Raw genomic sequence first — 17,414 nt, 5'->3', positions numbered from 1 at the left:
CGGGTGGACAGGCCGACGGTGCAGCGGCTCGGTCCGACTTCGTGCGCGGCGGACACCGGGCTCCATTCACGGGGCAATGGTGTGGGGGATGGCCCGTGGCCACCTTGCGGCGTTCCGCGAGTCTCGGGTGGATGGATGCCAGGAGTCAGGCCGTGGGGACTGTTGCTGCTGCTCCTGGTGTCGCCCCTGGCCCGGGCGCAGGACGCGCACTACTGGACGCGGCAGTTCGGCAACCGTGCGTGGCTGCTTGGCGGCGCGTTCATCTCCAATCCAGGGGACATCAGCGCCGTCTATTACAACCCGGGCGCGCTCGCGCTCCTGCGCACGCCGGAGCTGGAGCTGACGGGGACCGTGTTCGAGTCCACGAGCGTCACCGTGCAGAACGGCCAGGGGAACGGGCAGGGCCTCACCGAGTCGAGACTCGATGTGCTGCCGTCGCTCATCGCGGGCTCGTTGCGCTGGGGCTTCCTGGGCAAGTCGCGGCTCGCCTATTCACTGCTGACGCGGCAGGGGTTCACCGCCTCGCTGGAGTCTCACGAGCAGGGCACGGGGATGAACCTGGGCGGGGTGCCGGGGATGGACCAGCTCGCGGCGGACGTGCGGTTGGACCAGGACGTGGGGGAGTACTGGGCGGGGCTGACGTGGTCCTTCCCCTTGGGGAAGCACGTGGGCGTGGGCGTGAGTCCCTTCGCGGCGGTGAGGGACCAGGAGACGAACATCCAGGTGCTCGCGCAGGGCTCGGGCTCCGGAGGCAGCGCGCTGCTGTCCACGCTGGGGCGGGACTTCCACCTGCGACACGTGCGGCTGCTCGCGAAGCTGGGCGTGAGCTACCAGCGCGAGCACCTGTCCGCGGGCCTCACGGTGACGACTCCGAGCGTGGCGCTGTGGGGAGAGGGCGAGTCGAACTTCGAGCGAGCGATTCTGGAGCGGGGCTTCGGGCTGTCGTCGCTGCCCGCGTCGGCCTTCGACTTCCAGGATGGACTGGAGGCGAGGTTTCACTCGAGCTGGGCGGTGGCGCTCGGCGTGGGTGGGACGCTGGGGAGCTCCTCCGTGTATCTCGCGGCGGAGGGCTTCGCCCGGGTGAAGCCCTTCACGCTGGTCGATGCCAGCCCGTTCTCCCCTCGTGACTCCCAGGAGGTCATCGACCCGGACGTCGACTTCGCGCTCGCGCCGCTGGTCAACGTGGCGCTGGGCGTGGAGCAGCGGCTGGGTTCCCGCCTGCGCGCGTACCTGAGCGCCCACACCGACTTCAGCGGCGAGACGGAGACGTCGAACATGAACGCGCTGCTGTCGGGCTGGGACCTCTACCATGTCGCCACCGGCCTGCACTTCACCGTGGGCCGCTCGCGTTTCACGTTGGGCGGCAACGTGGCCTTCGGGCAGCAGACCACCGAGCGGCTCGCCGACGCGGTGGAGCGCGCGGGCCTCCAGCCGCTGTCCGCGAGCCAGAAGATCCGTTTCCTCCAGCTCAGCCTCATCATCGGCGCCAGCTTCGCGCTGGTGGAGAAGGACCAGACTGCCGACGAGGACACCGCCGACGAGGCGCCCGAGATGCGGTGACGCTGCTCGGTGCGGGGAACACGGCGTCGCCCCGGAGGGCTGGTTTCCGCGCGCGCGACGGGTCCCCACCTCCAGGTTCGGGCGGTCCGCGTCCGTCGCGTGGAGACGGACTCCGTCGGAAGGGCAGGTCGCCAGGAGGGCGGCGCGCATGAGCGAGGCAACGGAGCCCGGGGCGCTGCTCGACGAGGACGCGACAGTGGCCCTGCTGCTCGACCTGGCGAGGGCGCTGCACCTGTCGTACGTGCCGTCCTTTGGCGTGGAGAACCGCGTGAGGAAGGCGGCCCGGGCCTGGGGGTTGGAGGTGGACGTGTTCACCCTCCAGACGCTGGCGGTGACGGAGGTGCGCTCGGGCGCGGCGCGCCGGGTCGACTTCCACCGGCTGCCCTTCAATCCACATTGGAACCTGACGCGCGCCGCCTCGCTGCTCCTGCTGTCGGAGTCGATTTCGCGGGGGAAGCGCACGGTGGCCGAGGCCCGCGCCGAGCTGGACGGCATCATGGCGCCGCATCGGCTGCATCCCGAGTGGCTCGTCTACCTCGCGTATGGCGTGTATGGCGCCGCGGTCGCCGCGCGCGTCGGTGGGGGCTGGTGGGAGCTGGTGGCGGCGCTCGCGGTGGGGGTGCTCGCGGGAGGCATTCACTTCGGCACGCTCAAGTCCGAACGGGTGGACCTGCAGAAGAGCTTCCTCGCGGCGTTCCTGGGGACGTTGCTCGCCTTCGGACTGACCTTCGTCCTTCCGTCGTTCGATGCGGCGCGAGCCCTCTTCGGAGGCATCACGCTGCTCGTGCCGGCGATGGTGGTGACGCTGGGCTCGGCGGAGCTGGTGGGCGAGTCGGTGGAGGCGGGGTTGTCGCGGCTCACCTATGGACTGCTGCGCTTCCTCATGCTGGGCGTGGGCATCGCCGCCGCGGGCACGCTCTGGGGCTTGTTCGGGCCGCTCCCGCTTCAGACCCATGCGAACGCGCTGCCGCATGCGGTGGTGGTGGTCATCATCGCCGTGGGTGGGCTGGCGTTGACGGTGTGCATGTCCGCGAGGCGCCGAGATACGCCGTGGATCGTGGGCGCCGTGTTGCTGGCGTGGGGTGTCCAGGAGCTCACCAAGGGGGTGCTCGGCGACAAGGGCAGCCCGCTCATCTCCGCCTTCGTCCTGGGCGTGGCGGGACAGCTCTACAGCCGGCTGCCGGGGCGGCTCCCGTCGACGCTCATCATGCCCGGACTGCTCCAGCTCGCGCCGGGCTTCGTCGGCACGAGGGCCATCCTGGCGCTGCTCGGTGTCCAGGGGCAGGGCGACGACGCGCGTGTGTTCGAGCTGCTGCTCGTGGCGTTGCAGCTCGTGATGGGATTGTTGTTCGCCTTCATGCTCGGGCTGTCGCATGACGCCCGGGAGAGCACCCGGGAGCGCACGGAAGACTCCCAGCGCGCGAAGTTGGCGAAGCCGTCCCGCAACGAGTGACCGCGTCCCGCCGGAGCGGGCGTCAGGCCCTGCCTCGCGCGCCTCAGCGAGCTGGCGCCGAGAGGCGCTCCTCGTACCAGCGCCGTGCGTGCTTGAGCCGCACGTGGGTGCCACCGGGCTTGACTTCGATGGCACCACTGAGGACGCCCACCTTCGCGTAGATGAGCGCGTGCGTGGTTCCTCGTGCCGTCTCCATGCGGCCCTCCAGCTCGAGCCCGTCCGCCTTCGCATGCAGCTCGCGGACCTGTAATCCCGCGTCGCTCATCCGCGCCTGCCCGGTGACGCTCAAGTCCCTGGCCTCCAGCAACGGCGAGAGGAACCCGGGCAGCTTCTTCTCGGCCGTGAGCATCGCGACGAACGGGTCCGCGTTGGAGAAGCGCGCGGAGAAGTGTGCCTCCAGCTCCGCGGGGTCGATGGTCAACCGCGCATGGGGCAGGTCGAAGCGCCCACTCCATCCGCGAATCGTGGTGTGTGGCGGATCCGCCGAGACGTGGTTCAGATGAAGCGCCGAGCCATCCAGGCCCAGGCTCTTGCCATGCAAGCTCAGGCGCCGCGCGTCGACCTCGACGGACGCCTTGCCGAGCACGAGGGTCTCCGCCCACCGCCCTTCCACCAGGTCCGTCTGGAGGTCCAGTCGCAACCGCCGCGGCGTCTTCTGCCCGGCGGAGCTGTCTGACGCCTCCAGCGTGGCGTGACCCGACTCCACGCGGAAGGTCTTCCCCATCCACGCGTTGAGCACCCGCAGGTCCACGGGCCGACTCCGCGCCACGTGCAGTTCGTGCGTCACCTGCGTCCCCGTGTCGGGGTCATGCATCTTCGCATTCAGCGTGAGAGAGACCTCCGGAACCTCCAGCACACGCCCGGCCTTGCCCTCCACGTGGACGGGCGCGAAGCGCACCCGCAGCACGCCGCGCGTCCCGGAGTCCCCGTCCTCCGTCACCTCGCCATGAACACTCCAGGGGGCACGCACACGCGCGGGGCCCACTCGCAGCTCCAGCGGAGCCCCGCTCGCATCCACGCGACTGCCCGCGGCCAGCTGTCCTCCTCGAATGAACACCTCCGCGTCGAGCTGACCGGCGCCTTCACCCAACAAGTCAGGGTGCTCCCGGGACACCAGCGCCCCGAGCCACGCGAGGTCGAGCACCTCCATCTTCACGCCCAGCCGCCCGTCGAACTTCTCCACCCGGCGCTTCTCCTCCCCCTCGGGCCGGACGGCATCGAGGGCCAGTTCGTGGGAGACCTCACGCACGCGCGCCACCGCCCGCCCTTCCAACTCCAGTGTTCCATCGGAGAGGCGGAGCGACTCCAGCGTCACGGTGAGCCGCTGTCCCGCGACCACGCGCACCGAGCCCTTCACCTGTCCCGGGCCCACATAACGCACCGGCTTCAACATCAGCTCGCGCAGGTCTTCCAACGTGACGTCGCGCAGCTCGATGTCCCACGGGTGCGCGCGTGGGTGTCTGGCCGGCGACTGTTCCAACGCGGGCATGCGCTCCGCCCGCACGCTCACACCTCGGGCTCGAACTCCCTCCGCGCGCACCCGACGGGACAGGAGCGCGAAGAGGGATGTGTCGGCGTCCACGTGCTCCGCGTCGATGCGCCACGCCGCGCGCGCATCCCGCTGCCGCACGAAGAAGCCTCGAAGGTGCACGGGTCCAGGCCACAGCCACCAGCCGCTGTGCCAGTCCACCTGCGTCCTCGGCGTGGCCCTGGCGAGCAGCGTGGGCACCAGGCCGACATTGAGCGCCAGGTTCAGCAGCGCTTCGAAGGCCAGCACCACCACGAGTCCCCACTTGAGGACCCGACGCCATCCGCCACGCCGCGCGCGGAACCAAGGAGGCGCGCGCGACGCCTGGGGCGCTTCGACGGACATGAAGCCCTCCCGGGCACGGCGGGTCCGTCAGGAGGTAGCCACGCGCGGGCTTCCAGGCATCGCACCCGGGGGCAGCGTCATGTCGACACCTTCGGATTACGCGCGTGGCATTTGCACCGTCACGGCGGGTCGAGCACTTCGCGCCATGACCCGCCGCGCCACCGAACCGAGCACCAGCCGACCCACGCCACCACGGCCATGCGTCCCCAGGCAGAGCAGATCCACGTCATGCCGCTCGGCGGCCTGGGCGATGACTTCCGCCACGTCATCCCCGGTCAGCACGGACGGTTCGACCTTGTGCTTTCCGTCCTGTTCCGCGCGGGGCACGCGAAGCTCCAACTGGCGCCGCGCCGCCTGGAGCTCCCGGGGTGTCGCTCCATCGGGTTCGACATGCAGCAGGTGGACCGTACCCCCGGGTGGGGTCAGCGCGAAGGCACTGGCACGCTCACCACCGACATCGCCGCCAGCCGCCGGGTGTCATGCGACACACTCCACAGTCGCGCGAGTGGCTTGCGGTGACGAGCGCCGACCACCAGCAGATCGACCTGTTCCTCGGCGGCCAGGGCGACCAGGGTGTCCGTGGCTCGGCCCGCGCCTGGTTCCAGCCGCACGCGTACCGTCAGACTCTCCGAGCGCAATGGCTCCAGGAGCGCGGACACCTCTCGCTCCAAGGCCTCGCGCGGGTCGGCGGACACGTCCCTGTAATCGTAGGGCCGCACCAGGTTCAACCCCCGCCGCTCGGTGTCGGAGGAAACCCAGAAGATGTGGCCGCCAACCACGTCCAGGGGGCCGACCTTCGCCAGGGCCCTCACCCAGTCGCGCGCGACCTCGAAGGACCGTGAGCGGTCCACGCCCAGCATCACGCGCAGGGGGCGCTGGCCGCGCGCCCACGCCTCCAGCCCCGCGCCTCCCGCGCGGCATCCCAGATGCCCTGCCCGAGGGTCCGCGTCATGTTGCTGGACAGGACGTGGACGAGACACAGCGAGGCGTTCATCCGCGAGGCGAGGAGGGCCGCTGTCTCGCAGGCTCGTCGCGAGGCATCCGAGCAGTCCGTGGTGCACGCAATGGCCATGGGGCCTCCCTGCGACAGCTCCTTGAGGCCAGTGACGGTCGTCGGCGCCATGCCATGGGTGAGAGAGGCGCTCGGCGTGCGTCGGTCCGCCTGCCCGGCACGGACGGACTCGCTCCAGCGGGGGCCCGGTCTGGCTTGAAGGAGATTGGGCGGCTCCCCGAGACAACCTCCTCGGGGGGACTATGTTTCGTGGAGGGGGAAGGGACGGCGCGGACGAGTGGTGACGCTTCGCATGCGGTTCTCCTGGCTCAAGAGCGCGGGGTTGCTGGCGGTATCCGCGGCGGGACTGGTGGTGGGAGGCCTTGCCTGGCTTCTTGGCGCCCCTCACGTCGCGGACGTCTCCTGGGCCGCGGGCACCGCGCCCGTGATGCTCGTCGTGGCGGCGTCCATCATCCAGTCCCTGCGCCGCGGCGCGATGGGGGTGGATATCGTCGCCCTGCTCGCGATGGCGGGCGCCCTGGGGCTCGGTCAGTACCTCGCGGGCGTCATCATCGCCCTCATGTACGCGAGCGGTGGTGCCCTGGAGGACTCCGCGCGCGCCCGTGCGAAGCGCGAGCTGTCCTCGCTGCTTGGACGGGCTCCCAAGGTCGCCACCCGATATGCGGAGGGCGGGCTCGTCCAGGTACCCGTGGAGGCGCTGAGGCCCGGCGACCTGTTGCTCATCAAGGGAGGCGAGGTGGTCCCCGTGGATGGCCTCGTGGTCTCCGCCGAGGCGGTGCTGGACGAGTCAGCACTCACGGGCGAGTCGCTCCCTGTCTCGCACCCCACGGGGCAGCGGGTGCGAAGCGGCCCCCTCAACGCGGGGCCGCCCTTCGAATTACGGGCCCTCTCCACGGCCGACGACAGTACCTATGCGGGCGTGGTGCGCCTGGTGCGGTCCGCGCAGGCCTCCAAGGCGCCCTTCGTTCGAATCGCCGACCGCTATGCGCTGCTCTTCGTCCCGCTCACCCTGGCCCTGGCTGGCGCGGCGTGGCTGTTGTCAGGCGACCCGGTGCGGGCGCTCGCCGTGCTCGTGGTGGCGACTCCCTGCCCCCTCATCATCGCCGCGCCGGTGGCCATCGTGTCTGGAATCTCGCGCGCGGCCCGCCGCGGGGTGCTCATCAAGGATGGCGCGGCCCTGGAGGCGCTTGCCCGGGCGCATACCTTGCTGTTCGACAAGACAGGCACCCTGACGTCGGGACAGGCGCGGCTCACCGCCATCGAGACCGATGGCCTCCAAGACCCCGAGGAGCTGCTGCGGCTGAGCGCTTCGCTGGAGCAGGCGTCCCAGCATGTCGTCGCCAGTTCCATCGTCACCTCCGCGCGTGAGCGGGGGCTGTCCCTCACCCTTCCCACCGGGGTGGAGGAGCAGCCCGGGGCGGGGATGCGCGGCGAGGTGGAGGGGCATCTGTTGAGGCTCGGCTCACCCGCCTGGGCTGGGGGCTCGGAAGTGCTCACGCCCTGGGCGCGTGCGGTGCTGCGGCGCATGGGGGATGAGGGCACTTCGGGTGTATTCGTCTCCGTGGACGGGCGGCTGGCTGGCGCCCTGCTTCTGGCGGACGAGATTCGCCTGGAGGCACCGAGGGCGCTGCGCCTGTTGAGACGGGCCGGCGTGAAGCGCTTCGTCATGGTGACCGGAGATAGAGCGGAGGTGGCGGAGGCGATTGGCGCCGCGCTGGGCGTGGACGCCGTGTTCTGTGAGCAGAGCCCCGAGGAGAAGGTGCGGACAGTCCTTTCCGAACGCGCCTCGGGCATCACCCTCATGGTGGGGGATGGCATCAACGATGCGCCCGCGCTGGCGGCCGCGGACGTGGGCGTTTCGATGGGGGCGCGCGGCTCGGGCGCGGCCGCCGAGGCCGCGGACGTGGTGCTGCTGGTGGACAGGCTGGACCGTCTCGTGGAGGCGATGCTCGTGGCACGCCGCGCTCGCTCCATCGCGTTGCAGAGCGTCGTGGTCGGGATGGGCTTGTCCCTGGTGGCCATGGGATTCGCGGCGGCCGGCATGCTGGGGCCGGTCGCGGGAGCGTTGCTTCAGGAGGGAATCGACGTCGCCGTCATTCTCAATGCCCTGCGGGCCTTGGGAGGCAAGGGCCTGTCCGCCGTGCGCCACGGCCTGTCGGAGCAAGAGGTGGGGCACCTGAGGCGTGAACACGTGGAGCTGCGTCCCGTGCTCGAGCGGGTCCAATCGCTGGCGGACCGGCTGGACGCGCTGGGCGCTCCCCAACAGAAGTCCGAACTGCTGGAACTGGATGGTCTGCTGCGAGAGCGGCTGTTGCCTCATGAGCGCAGAGATGACACCGAGCTTTATCCCCCGCTGGCGCGACTGCTGGGGGGCGAGGACCCGTTGGGCCCGATGAGTCGCACCCACCGGGAAATCACTCACCTGGGCCGCCTCTATCATCGCCGCGTGGAGGGACTGGGCGACCAGGGGCTGGATGCCCTGGAGCAGCGCGAGTTGCGCGGGCTCCTCTACGGTTTGGGCGCCATCCTCCAACTCCACTTCGCTCAAGAGGAGGAGCTCTTCGACGCGGTCTCCTGAGGACCTCGCGCTCCTTGGGTGGGCCCTGTCCCTCACGGGCGGATGGCGACCTTGATGACGCCGTCCGCGCGCTGGCCGAAGAGCTCGTACGCGTCGTGGATGTCCTTCAGCGCGAAGCGGTGCGTGAGCAGAGGCGTGAGGTCCACCCGCCCCGCCTGGATGATGGCCATCAACCGCCGCATGCGCTCCTTGCCTCCCGGGCAGAGCGTGGTGACGATGCGGTGGTCTCCGAGCCCCGCGGCGAAGGCGTCGTAGGGCAGTTGAAGCTTGCCGGAGTACACGCCCAGGCTGGAGAGCGTGCCGCCCGGACGCAGTGCGCGCAGGGCCGTCTCGAATGTCTGCGGGGTCCCCAGGGCTTCGATGGCCACGTCAGCCCCGCCGCCGGTCAACCGCCTCACTTCGGCCACCACGTCCTGGTTTCGATGGTCGAGCACCACGTCCACGCCCAGCTTGCGGGCGAAGGCCAGCCGGGACTCATCCCCATCGACGCCGATGACCAGCGCGGCGCCCATCAACCGGGCCCCCAGAGAGGCGCACAACCCGATGGGCCCCTGGGCGAGGACGACCACCGCGTCGCCGATTCGCACCCCGCCCGACTCGGCGCCGCTGAATCCCGTGGAGGCGATGTCCGCCAGCAGCAGCACCTGCTCGTCCGAAAGCCCCGCGGGCACCGGCGCGAGGTTGGCCTGCGCGAAGGGAATCCTGACGTACTCGGCCTGCGCGCCGGGCAGGGTATTGCCCAGACGCCAGCCTCCCATCGCCTCGTACCCCGAGCCGTGTCCGCATTGGGACAGGTGACCCGACAGGCATGCATGGCACTGGCCGCACGGCGTGATTGCGCCCACGAGGACGCGGTCCCCTGGCTGGTAGCCCTCGACGCCCGGGCCCAGTTCGTCGATGACACCCACCAGTTCGTGGCCGATGGTGAGGCCCGGCTTCACCGGGTACTCACCCCGGATGATGTGCAGGTCGGTTCCACAAATCGTCGTCAGGGTGACCCTGACGATGGCTTCTCCGACGCCCGCGCGTGGCTTCTCCACCTCTTCCAGCCCGAACCGCTGGCTCCCTCGAAAGACGGTTGCCTGCATCTCCCCTCCGTGGCCACGCATCTGGAATGCGCTTCCCAGCCAACTTCGGGACCCCGTCCTTCTCCTGCAAACGCGCCTGCCGGGATGTTCCCTGGCATGACTGACGGAGCGGCGGCTGCATGCTCCAAGGCGTGGAGGGATGTCCTCGGGGGAGCCGGGACTACGACACCGCGCTCCAGTAAGGCTTCATCGCCCGCCGGCTCGCGGCCAGCGCCTCCTTCGCGTCCGTGTGGACGTCGCCGGTGGGGAAGCTGTCGGAGCGTCCGGCGAGCACCTCGATGCAGGCATGCACGGACTGGGACAGGCCCTCCAGCGAGTAGCCCCCTTCGAGCAGCAGCACCAGCTTGCCGTCACAGACGCGCTCGGCGAGCGCGCGCATCGCGGAGCACATCGCGGCGAAGCCCCGCTCCGTGACGTCCATGCCGCCGATGGGGTCGTGCTGATGCGGGTCGAAGCCCGCGGACACCAGCACCAACTGGGGACGGTATGCCTCGGCCACCGGCAGGAGCAGCTCCTCGAAGAGCATCCCGTAGTCCGCGTCCGAGTTGCCGCCCGGAAGGCCCACGTTCACCGTGTAGCCCTCGCCCGCGCCCAGGCCCACCTCGGGCGTGGCGCCGGTGCCCGGGTAGTAGGGGAACTGGTGCACCGACTGGTACATCACGTCGCGGCGCCCCCAGAAGGCAGCCTGGGTGCCGTTGCCGTGGTGCACGTCCCAGTCGAGGACGAGGACGCGCTCAGCGCCGAGCCGACGTCCCGCCTCCGCCGCGATGGCCGCGTTGTTGAGGAGGCAGAAGCCCATGGCGCGGTCCGGCTCCGCATGGTGTCCGGGAGGACGCACCAGCGCGAAGGCGTTGCGAGCCTGTCCCGCCATGACGGCCTCCACGGCCTGCACCGAGGCGCCCGCGGCCAGCCTCGCCGCGTCCACGCTGTCCGCGGAGACGTGGGTGTCCGCGTCAATCTGGGCCCGCTGCCCGCTGAGTTCGCGCAGGCGCGCGAGCAGCTCCGGGGTGTGCACCGCCGCCAGCTCCGCGTCCGTCGCCGAGCGGGGAGACGCCATCACCGTGCCCCGCACCGGCGCGCGCGCCAGCACCCCGAGGATTCGCCGCAGGCGCTCGGGGGATTCGGGGTGGCCCTCTCCCGGGTCGTGCTGGAGGAAGAGGGGGTCGGTCAAGAGCAGGGTGGGCTTCATCGGGTATGACCTTACGCATCCTGACGTGGGGAAGTCAGGCTCCCGCCAGGCGGAGAGGCGGACGAGGGCTCCACGCCGGTCCTTGCCCTGTCGGTGTTTCCATTCCTACAGTGCCCCGCCTTGGCTCCGCGCTTCAAGAAACCCGGACTGCGCAGCATCCTGCTCGGCTCCTTCGCCGTGGTGCTGGCCCTCATCCTGGGGACGCTCTTCTTCGTCGTCCCCGCCCGGGTGGAGGACTTCCTGGAGACGCGCCTGACGAAGCACGGCGACGACAGGGCGGTCCAGGCCGCGCGCGACCTGGCGAACCAGTCCGTCTCCATGCTCCCGCCGCTCTTGGAGACGCTGCACGGCGGCGACGACGACTTCGCGCTCATCGCCGTGCTCGGCGCGGATGGCCGGATGCAGGCCGTCCACCCGCCTGGCGCGGAGACGTGGCTGCAGAAGAACCTCCGGGAGAAGCTGGAGGGGAGTCCTGGCGCGCCGCTGGATGGCGTCATCTTCGACAATGGCAACCGGGCGATTGTCCGCCCCGTGGTGCTTCGCGAGGGCCCGGGTCAGGTGCTGGTGGCGGTGAACTTCTCGTCCCTGGACGAGGTCGTCACCTCGCTGCGCCACGTCGTGCTGCTGGCGTTCGGCATCGGCCTGGCGCTGTTCCTCGTGGTGGCCTTCTTCATCTCCCGCGCGTTCATCCTCGTCCCGCTGGACGCGATGATGACCATGGCGCGGAGGCTCGCGGAGGCGGACCTCACCGGCCGCGTGGACGTGGGCTCGCGCGACGAGCTGGGCCTCTTGGCGGAGGCGCTCAACCGCATCGCCCAGAGCTGGCGCGACACGCTGGGCCGGGTGCGCGGCGTGTCGGACGTCGTCGCGGGCGTCATCGAGCAGATCCACCGCACGGGCACCACCGTGTCGTCCGGCGCCAGCACCGTCCAGGCCCGCGTGGAGGAGACGTCCTCCTCCATGGTGGAGATGATGGCCTCGCTGCGCGGAATCGCGGAGAACGTGGAGGTCCTCTACCAGAGCGCGGAGGAGAGCAGCTCCTCCATCATGGAGATGGCCGCCACCAACGACGAGGTGGCGGAGAACGTCACCGCGATGGCCGCCAGCGTGGAGGAGACCACCAGCGCGATTGAGGAGATGACCTTCTCCATCAAGGAGGTCGCCAAGAACATCCAGGAGCTGTCCGCCTCCACGGAGGAGACGTCCTCGGCCATCAGCCAGATGGATGCGGCCATCGGTCAGGTGGAGGCGAACGCGAAGGAGACGGCGCGCCTGTCCGAGCAGGTCTTCGACGACGCCCAGACGGGCGTGGAGGCGCTGCGCAAGACGCTCACCGGCATCGACCGCATCAAGGACACCAGCCGCGCGACGGCGGACGTCATCGACAGCCTGGGCCGGCGCATCTCCGAGATTGGCAACATCCTCAACGTCATCGACGACGTGGCCGAGCAGACCAACCTGCTCGCCCTCAACGCCGCCATCATCGCCGCGCAGGCCGGAGACCACGGCAAGGGCTTCGCCGTCGTGGCCGAGGAGATCAAAGACCTGGCCGAGCGCACCGGCGCGTCCACCAAGGAAATCGCGGAGCTCATCCGCAGCATCCAGGAGGAGAGCCGCAACGCCGTGGTGGTGATGAACCAGGGCGCGCGCAACGTGGACGAGGGCGTGCAACTGGGTCGAGAGGCGGAAGGGGCGCTGCGCAAAATCAACGACAGCACCCAGAAGTCCACGCAGATGGTGAAGGCCATTGCCCGCGCCACCGTGGAGCAGGCGCGGGGCAGCAAGCAGGTGACCGCCTCGATTCACCGCATCAGCGAGACGGTGCAGCAGATTTCCAAGGCCTCCAACGAGCAGGCCAAGGGCGGCGAGCAGATCATGAAGAGCGCGGAGAAGATGAAGGCGCTCACCGCCCACGTGCAGCGCAGCAGCCAGGAGCAGGCGCACGGCAGCAAGCAGATCACCCGCTCGATTGAGAGCATCAACGAGATGGTGACCCACCTGAACCGCGCCCAGAAGGAGCAGACCAAGGGCAGCGAGCAGGTCCTCAAGGCCGTGGAGACCATCAAGGGCGTGTCCGAGCACCAGACACGCTCCGTCAAGCAGCTCGAGGAGGCCATCGACAACCTCCAGCGGCAGGCGGAAATCCTTCGGGGCGAAGTGCGGCGCTTCCGCGTGTAGTTGTCGTGCGCGCCGCCCGCGAATGGCTTAGGACAGGGTCGGCATGCCGACAGAGCGACAGGTGTCCGAGCGCTGGGTGGTCTTCCTGATTGGCGCGGTCCAGTTCGTCAACATCCTGGACTTCGTGATGGTGATGCCGCTGGGCCCGGACTTCGGGAAGGGCCTGGGCATCGCCTCCTCCCATATCGGCACCATTGGCGGGGCCTACACCGCGGCGGCCAGCGTGGCGGGGCTCGCGGGTGGGTACTTCCTGGACCGGTTCGACCGGCGCAAGGCGCTGGCGGTGTCCATGCTGGGCCTGGTCATCGCCACGGCGGCGGGAGGACTCGCCACGGGGTTGTCCACGCTGCTCCTGGCGCGCGTCGTCGCGGGCATCTTCGGTGGGCCCGCCACGTCGCTGTCGCTGTCCATCATCGCGGACCTGATTCCGGTGGAGCGGCGGGGCAGGGCGCTGGGCGCGGTGATGGGGGCCTTCTCCGTCGCCTCGGTGGCGGGCGTGCCCATGGCGTTGAAGCTGGCCGAGCACGGCGGCTGGCGGCTGCCCTTCTTCGTGGTGGCGGGCCTGGGCCTGCTGGTGGCGCTGGGCGCCATCTTCTTCCTGCCGCCGGTGCGAGCGCACCTGATGGGCGGCCGCGGTCCGGTGCACACGGTGGGCGTGCTGGAGCTGCTGGGCCGCCGCGAGGTGCAGCTGTCGTACCTCATGACGGCGGTGGTGATGATGGCGGGCTTCGTCCTCATCCCCAACATCTCCGCCTACCTCCAGCAGAACCTGGGCTACCCCCGGGAATTGCTGTGGCTGCCGTACTTCGTCGGCGGCATCGTGAGCTTCGTCACCTTGAGGCTGTCGGGTCCGCTGGTGGACAGGCTCGGGGCCTTCAAAGTGGGAACGGCGGGCTCGGTGCTGCTCCTGTTCGCCACCTACGTGGGCTTCGTGCACTACCCGCACTGGCTGCCGATTCCGCTGCTCTTCGTGTTGTTCATGACGGCCATGGGCGTGCGCAACGTGTCCTACAACACGCTGACTTCGCGCGTGCCGGACAACCCGGTGCGCGCGCGCTTCATGTCGTTGCAGTCCGCCATCCAGCACATGGCCTCCGCCCTGGGGGCCTTCCTGAGCGCGCAGCTCCTGACGGACCTGCCGGACGGCACGCTGGGGGGAATGGGGCGGGTGGCCGCCGTGTCCATGGGCCTGTCGCTGCTGCTGCCGCCGGTGCTGTGGGTGGTGGAGCGCCAGGTCCGCTCCAAGGAGCAGGCCCGGGCGCTGGCGGTGCCTGCCAGTCAGGGCCTGGCCGTCCCCCTGTCGCCCCAGGCACACCCACACCAGTAGTGTATGGGTCCGCCAGGGGGCCCGGTTGCCCCCCGCCCGCGGTGACGGGCGGATGTCAGGATGTGTCGAGCGGTTGCGCCAGGGGGCCCGGGGCGCGATAAACCGGGCTGCTTCGGGAGCCCGTCAGGACATGTTCAACATCGGCGCAGGCGAAATGGTGCTCATCGCGGTGGCCGCGCTGCTCATCCTCGGGCCGCAGCGGTTGCCCGAGCTGGCGCGAGCCATCGGCAAGTTCATGCGGGAGTTCCGTCGCCAGACGGACGAGGTCCGCAACGTGGTGGAGCGTGAGTTCTACACCATGGACCACGAGCTGAACCGGGAGCCCACCCCTCCGGTGCGCCCGGGGACGGCCTTCGCGAACTCGCCCGCCCCCCAGGCCCTGCCGCCCGACGCCTCGGACGCGCTGCCCCCCGCCGCCGTCTCCGAGTCCACCGAGCCCACGCCGGAGGCCCAGCACCCGCGCGCCCCGCTGGGCATGGACGCGCCGGAGCCCGCGCCCTCCGCCGAGCCTGACGCGGTGGCCTCTGCTCCGTCCGAGCTCCCCGAACCCGCAGCGCCTGAAGCGCCCGCGGAGCCGCCTTCCTCCACCTCGTCATCCACCGCCGCCGAGGGTGTGGGCGCGGATGGCCTGCCCCGACTCGCGCCGCTGCCTGGAACGGTGGCGCGTAACGCGCCGAAACGGAGCTGACCCCTGAGTTCCCAGACTGCCGCTGACTCCGACCTGCGGATGAGCTTGATGGAGCACCTGTCGGAGCTCCGCGGTCGACTCTTCAAGTGCACCCTGGCCGTCCTCATCCTGGGGACGGTGTCGCTGCTGTTCGCCAAGCCCATCTTCGGCGTGCTGATGCGGCCGGTGCTGGACGCGCTCCCGGAGGGCAACCGCGCCCTCATCTACACGTCCGGCATCGAGGAGCTGAACGTCCTGATGAAGGTGGGCGTGTACTGCGGCATCTTCCTCACCACGCCCGTCATCCTCTGGCAGATCTGGGGCTTCGTCTCGCCCGGCCTGTTCCCGGAGGAGCGGCGCTACGCGGCGCCCTTCGTCATCTTCGGCTCGCTCGCCTTCATCGCGGGCGCGTGCTTCTGCTACTTCGCGGTGCTGCCCTCCATGTTCAAGTTCCTCCTCAACGAGGAGGAGACGCTCGCGCTGGAGCAGCGGCTGGACACGGCCCGGCTGCGCGCGGATGACGCCCTGCGCTTCTTGCGCGTGGGCGACGCGGAGCGGGCGGGGGCGCTGGCGAAGGAGACGAGCGCCTCGCTGCGCGCGGATGGTGAAGGCCAGTCGCCGGAGCCCGCGCGGGCGCCCTCTCAGTCCGTGGAGCTGAAGTCCCGGCTGGACGGGCTGGGCAAGCTGGTGGACGCGGCGGCGGACGGCTTTGGTGTCCAGTCGCGCGGCGTGTTGCGGCAGGCGGTGGAGAAGAAGGTGGCGGCGGTGACGGCCTACGCGAAGCAGGACTACGCGGCGGCGTCGGTGGCCATGGACGAGGCGGCGAGCCTGCTGGCGGGCGTGGCCCCCACGCGCACCGAGGAGCTGTCCGGCCTGTGGAAGCTGGAGAAGGAGCTGGCCGCGGGCGAGGCGCGGCACGAGGCGGAGCGGTGGACGCGGCCCATGCTGACGATGCACGAGCAGCTCTCGCTGGTGCTGCTGCTCATCCTGGCCTTCGGCATCATCTTCGAGCTGCCACTGGTGATGGCGCTGCTCGGCGTGGTGGGCGTGGTGCGGTCGAGTTGGCTGTTCAAGTACCAGCGCCACGCCTTCGTGGTGTGCCTCATCGCGGCGGCCATCATCACCCCGACGGGGGACGTGGTGAACCTGTCGCTGATGGCGGGGCCCATGTTGCTCTGCTACGAGCTGGGCGTGCTGCTGGTGTGGCTGGTGGAGCGGCGTCGGGCCCGGAACGCGGCCGAGACGGGCATCACCCCGGTGTCGTAGTAGGGTCAGCGACCATGGTGGGTTCCCGCCGGCACTTCCGGGCCAACGTCCGATATCTGCGCGCGCTGCTGCGCCGCTTCCGCACGACGATGGTGCTGGCCGTGGCGCTGTTCGTGGTGGGGCCGATGATGTTCCATTGGCGCTACCGGGGAGCGGACGGGGACCCGATTTCGTTCGGCGAGGCCCTGCACCACGTCTACTTCCTGCTCTATGGCCAGCCGTCGCTGCCGTACGTGCACGACTGGCTCATCGAGCTGCTGAACGTGGTGATTCCCCCGGTGGGAATCGCCCTGGTGGCGGACGGCGTCGTGCGCTTCGCGTACCTCTTCTTCGCCCGGCACAAGAACGACAAGGAGTGGATTGAAGTGGTCACCGAGACGATGAAGGGCCACGTCGTGGTGTGCGGGGCGGGGCGGGTGGGCTACCGCGTGGTGGCGCAGCTGAGGGAGATGGAGAAGGACGTGGTGGTGGTGGAGAAGCGCGAGGACGCCGCCTTCGTCTCCGCGCTGCGGGACGAGAATGTGCCGCTGCTGATCGACGACACGCGCAGCCCGCTGTGCCTGCCGCGCACCAACGTGAAGGAGGCGTCCGCCATCGTCTGTGCGACGGATGATGACCTGGCCAACCTCAACATCGCGCTGGATGCGCGGAGGATGAACCCGAACATCCGCGTCGTCATCCGGCTGTTCGACGAGGACCTGAGCGGCAAGGTGCGCGACACCTTCAAGGCGGAGGCGCTCTCCAGCTCGTCGCTCGCCGCGCCCGCCATGGCGTTGGCGGCCTTGGACCCGCGCATCATCCACTCGTTCCACCTGGGCAAGCACCTGATGGTGGTGTCCAACTTCGAGGCGCGCGAGGGGCTGCCCGGGCTGACCATCTCCGACATCCGGGACAGGTTCGGCGGGCTGGCGCTGTCGCTCCTGCGTGGCAGTCATGAGCGGTTGCACCCGGTGGGCGAGGAGGTCATCCGCCCCGGTGACATCCTGGCCATCCAGGCGTCGTATCCGGAGTACCGGCGTCTGCGCGCCTTCGCGTGCGAGGCGGAGCCGCCCATCTGGTCGCACCAGGACCCGCCGCCGCTGCCCGGGCAGCGCAAGGTGGGCTGAGTCCCGGCGTCACACCGTCCTTGGGCGGGTGGCGCTGGTGGAGGCGAGCGCGGAGCCTCGGGGCTCCAGCGCCGAGGGCAGCATGGCGAGATGGGCTGAGGCCCATCGTCACACCGT

Annotated in this window: 13 protein-coding genes; 8 read left to right on the top strand and 5 right to left on the bottom strand. The window is 70.0% G+C overall.

Annotated features, from left to right (window positions below; genetic code table 11):
• Positions 1-135: 135 nt before the first annotated feature.
• Together G4D83_RS43775 and G4D83_RS43770 are read left to right on the top strand one after the other, a co-directional pair.
• Positions 136-1,560 carry a hypothetical protein gene (locus G4D83_RS43775; RefSeq protein ID WP_163870912.1) on the top strand — a complete coding sequence of 475 codons (1,425 nt, stop codon included), beginning with the start codon at positions 136-138 and terminating at the stop codon, positions 1,558-1,560.
• A 148-nt stretch (positions 1,561-1,708) separates the two neighbouring features.
• The gene (locus G4D83_RS43770) at positions 1,709-3,013 is read left to right on the top strand and encodes a threonine/serine exporter family protein (RefSeq protein ID WP_163870911.1); all 1,305 of its coding nucleotides are present in this window, start codon (positions 1,709-1,711) and stop codon (positions 3,011-3,013) included.
• A 43-nt stretch (positions 3,014-3,056) separates the two neighbouring features.
• On the opposite strand, the gene G4D83_RS43765 is transcribed toward G4D83_RS43770, so the two are convergent.
• From G4D83_RS43765 to G4D83_RS46690, 3 genes are all read right to left on the bottom strand, one after another.
• Positions 3,057-4,886 carry a hypothetical protein gene (locus G4D83_RS43765; RefSeq protein ID WP_163870910.1) on the bottom strand — a complete coding sequence of 610 codons (1,830 nt, stop codon included), beginning with the start codon at positions 4,884-4,886 and terminating at the stop codon, positions 3,057-3,059.
• A 96-nt stretch (positions 4,887-4,982) separates the two neighbouring features.
• Positions 4,983-5,282, bottom strand: coding sequence for a universal stress protein (locus G4D83_RS46695; protein WP_240357158.1), 300 nt, complete (start codon positions 5,280-5,282; stop codon positions 4,983-4,985).
• A gap of 26 nt (positions 5,283-5,308) precedes the next feature.
• A complete protein-coding gene (locus G4D83_RS46690) occupies positions 5,309-5,866 on the bottom strand; it encodes a universal stress protein (protein WP_240357156.1) in 558 nt (185 codons plus the stop codon).
• Between the two features lie 324 nt (positions 5,867-6,190).
• On the opposite strand from G4D83_RS46690, the gene G4D83_RS43755 reads away from it, so the two are divergent.
• Positions 6,191-8,476, top strand: coding sequence for a heavy metal translocating P-type ATPase (locus G4D83_RS43755; protein WP_163870909.1), 2,286 nt, complete (start codon positions 6,191-6,193; stop codon positions 8,474-8,476).
• A gap of 32 nt (positions 8,477-8,508) precedes the next feature.
• Here the strand turns inward: G4D83_RS43755 and G4D83_RS43750 are convergent, their stop codons facing one another.
• Positions 8,509-9,564 carry a zinc-binding dehydrogenase gene (locus G4D83_RS43750; RefSeq protein ID WP_163870908.1) on the bottom strand — a complete coding sequence of 352 codons (1,056 nt, stop codon included), beginning with the start codon at positions 9,562-9,564 and terminating at the stop codon, positions 8,509-8,511.
• Between the two features lie 160 nt (positions 9,565-9,724).
• A complete protein-coding gene (locus G4D83_RS43745) occupies positions 9,725-10,753 on the bottom strand; it encodes a histone deacetylase family protein (protein ID WP_163870907.1) in 1,029 nt (342 codons plus the stop codon).
• Between the two features lie 120 nt (positions 10,754-10,873).
• Here G4D83_RS43745 and G4D83_RS43740 point away from each other — a divergent pair, with 120 nt between their 5' ends.
• From G4D83_RS43740 to G4D83_RS43720, 5 genes are all read left to right on the top strand, one after another.
• Entirely contained in the window at positions 10,874-12,931 is a 2,058-nt protein-coding gene (locus G4D83_RS43740) for a methyl-accepting chemotaxis protein (protein WP_163870906.1), read from the top strand.
• A gap of 43 nt (positions 12,932-12,974) precedes the next feature.
• Positions 12,975-14,258 carry an MFS transporter gene (locus G4D83_RS43735; RefSeq protein ID WP_163870905.1) on the top strand — a complete coding sequence of 428 codons (1,284 nt, stop codon included), beginning with the start codon at positions 12,975-12,977 and terminating at the stop codon, positions 14,256-14,258.
• Between the two features lie 130 nt (positions 14,259-14,388).
• Positions 14,389-14,946 (top strand): Sec-independent protein translocase subunit TatA/TatB, encoded by a 558-nt coding sequence (locus G4D83_RS43730; protein ID WP_163870904.1) that lies wholly within the window; start codon positions 14,389-14,391, stop codon positions 14,944-14,946.
• Between the two features lie 39 nt (positions 14,947-14,985).
• Complete coding sequence (gene tatC, locus G4D83_RS43725; protein ID WP_163870903.1) at positions 14,986-16,191, top strand: twin-arginine translocase subunit TatC; 1,206 nt, start codon at positions 14,986-14,988, stop codon at positions 16,189-16,191.
• Between the two features lie 14 nt (positions 16,192-16,205).
• Positions 16,206-17,297 carry a potassium channel family protein gene (locus G4D83_RS43720; protein ID WP_163870902.1) on the top strand — a complete coding sequence of 364 codons (1,092 nt, stop codon included), beginning with the start codon at positions 16,206-16,208 and terminating at the stop codon, positions 17,295-17,297.
• Positions 17,298-17,414 lie beyond the last annotated feature (117 nt).

The sequence above is a fragment of the Myxococcus eversor genome (genome assembly GCF_010894455.1).
GTDB lineage: Bacteria > Myxococcota > Myxococcia > Myxococcales > Myxococcaceae > Myxococcus > Myxococcus eversor.
The sequence above is the reverse complement of the archived record's forward strand: the minus strand, read 5'-3'. Positions and strand labels throughout refer to the sequence as shown.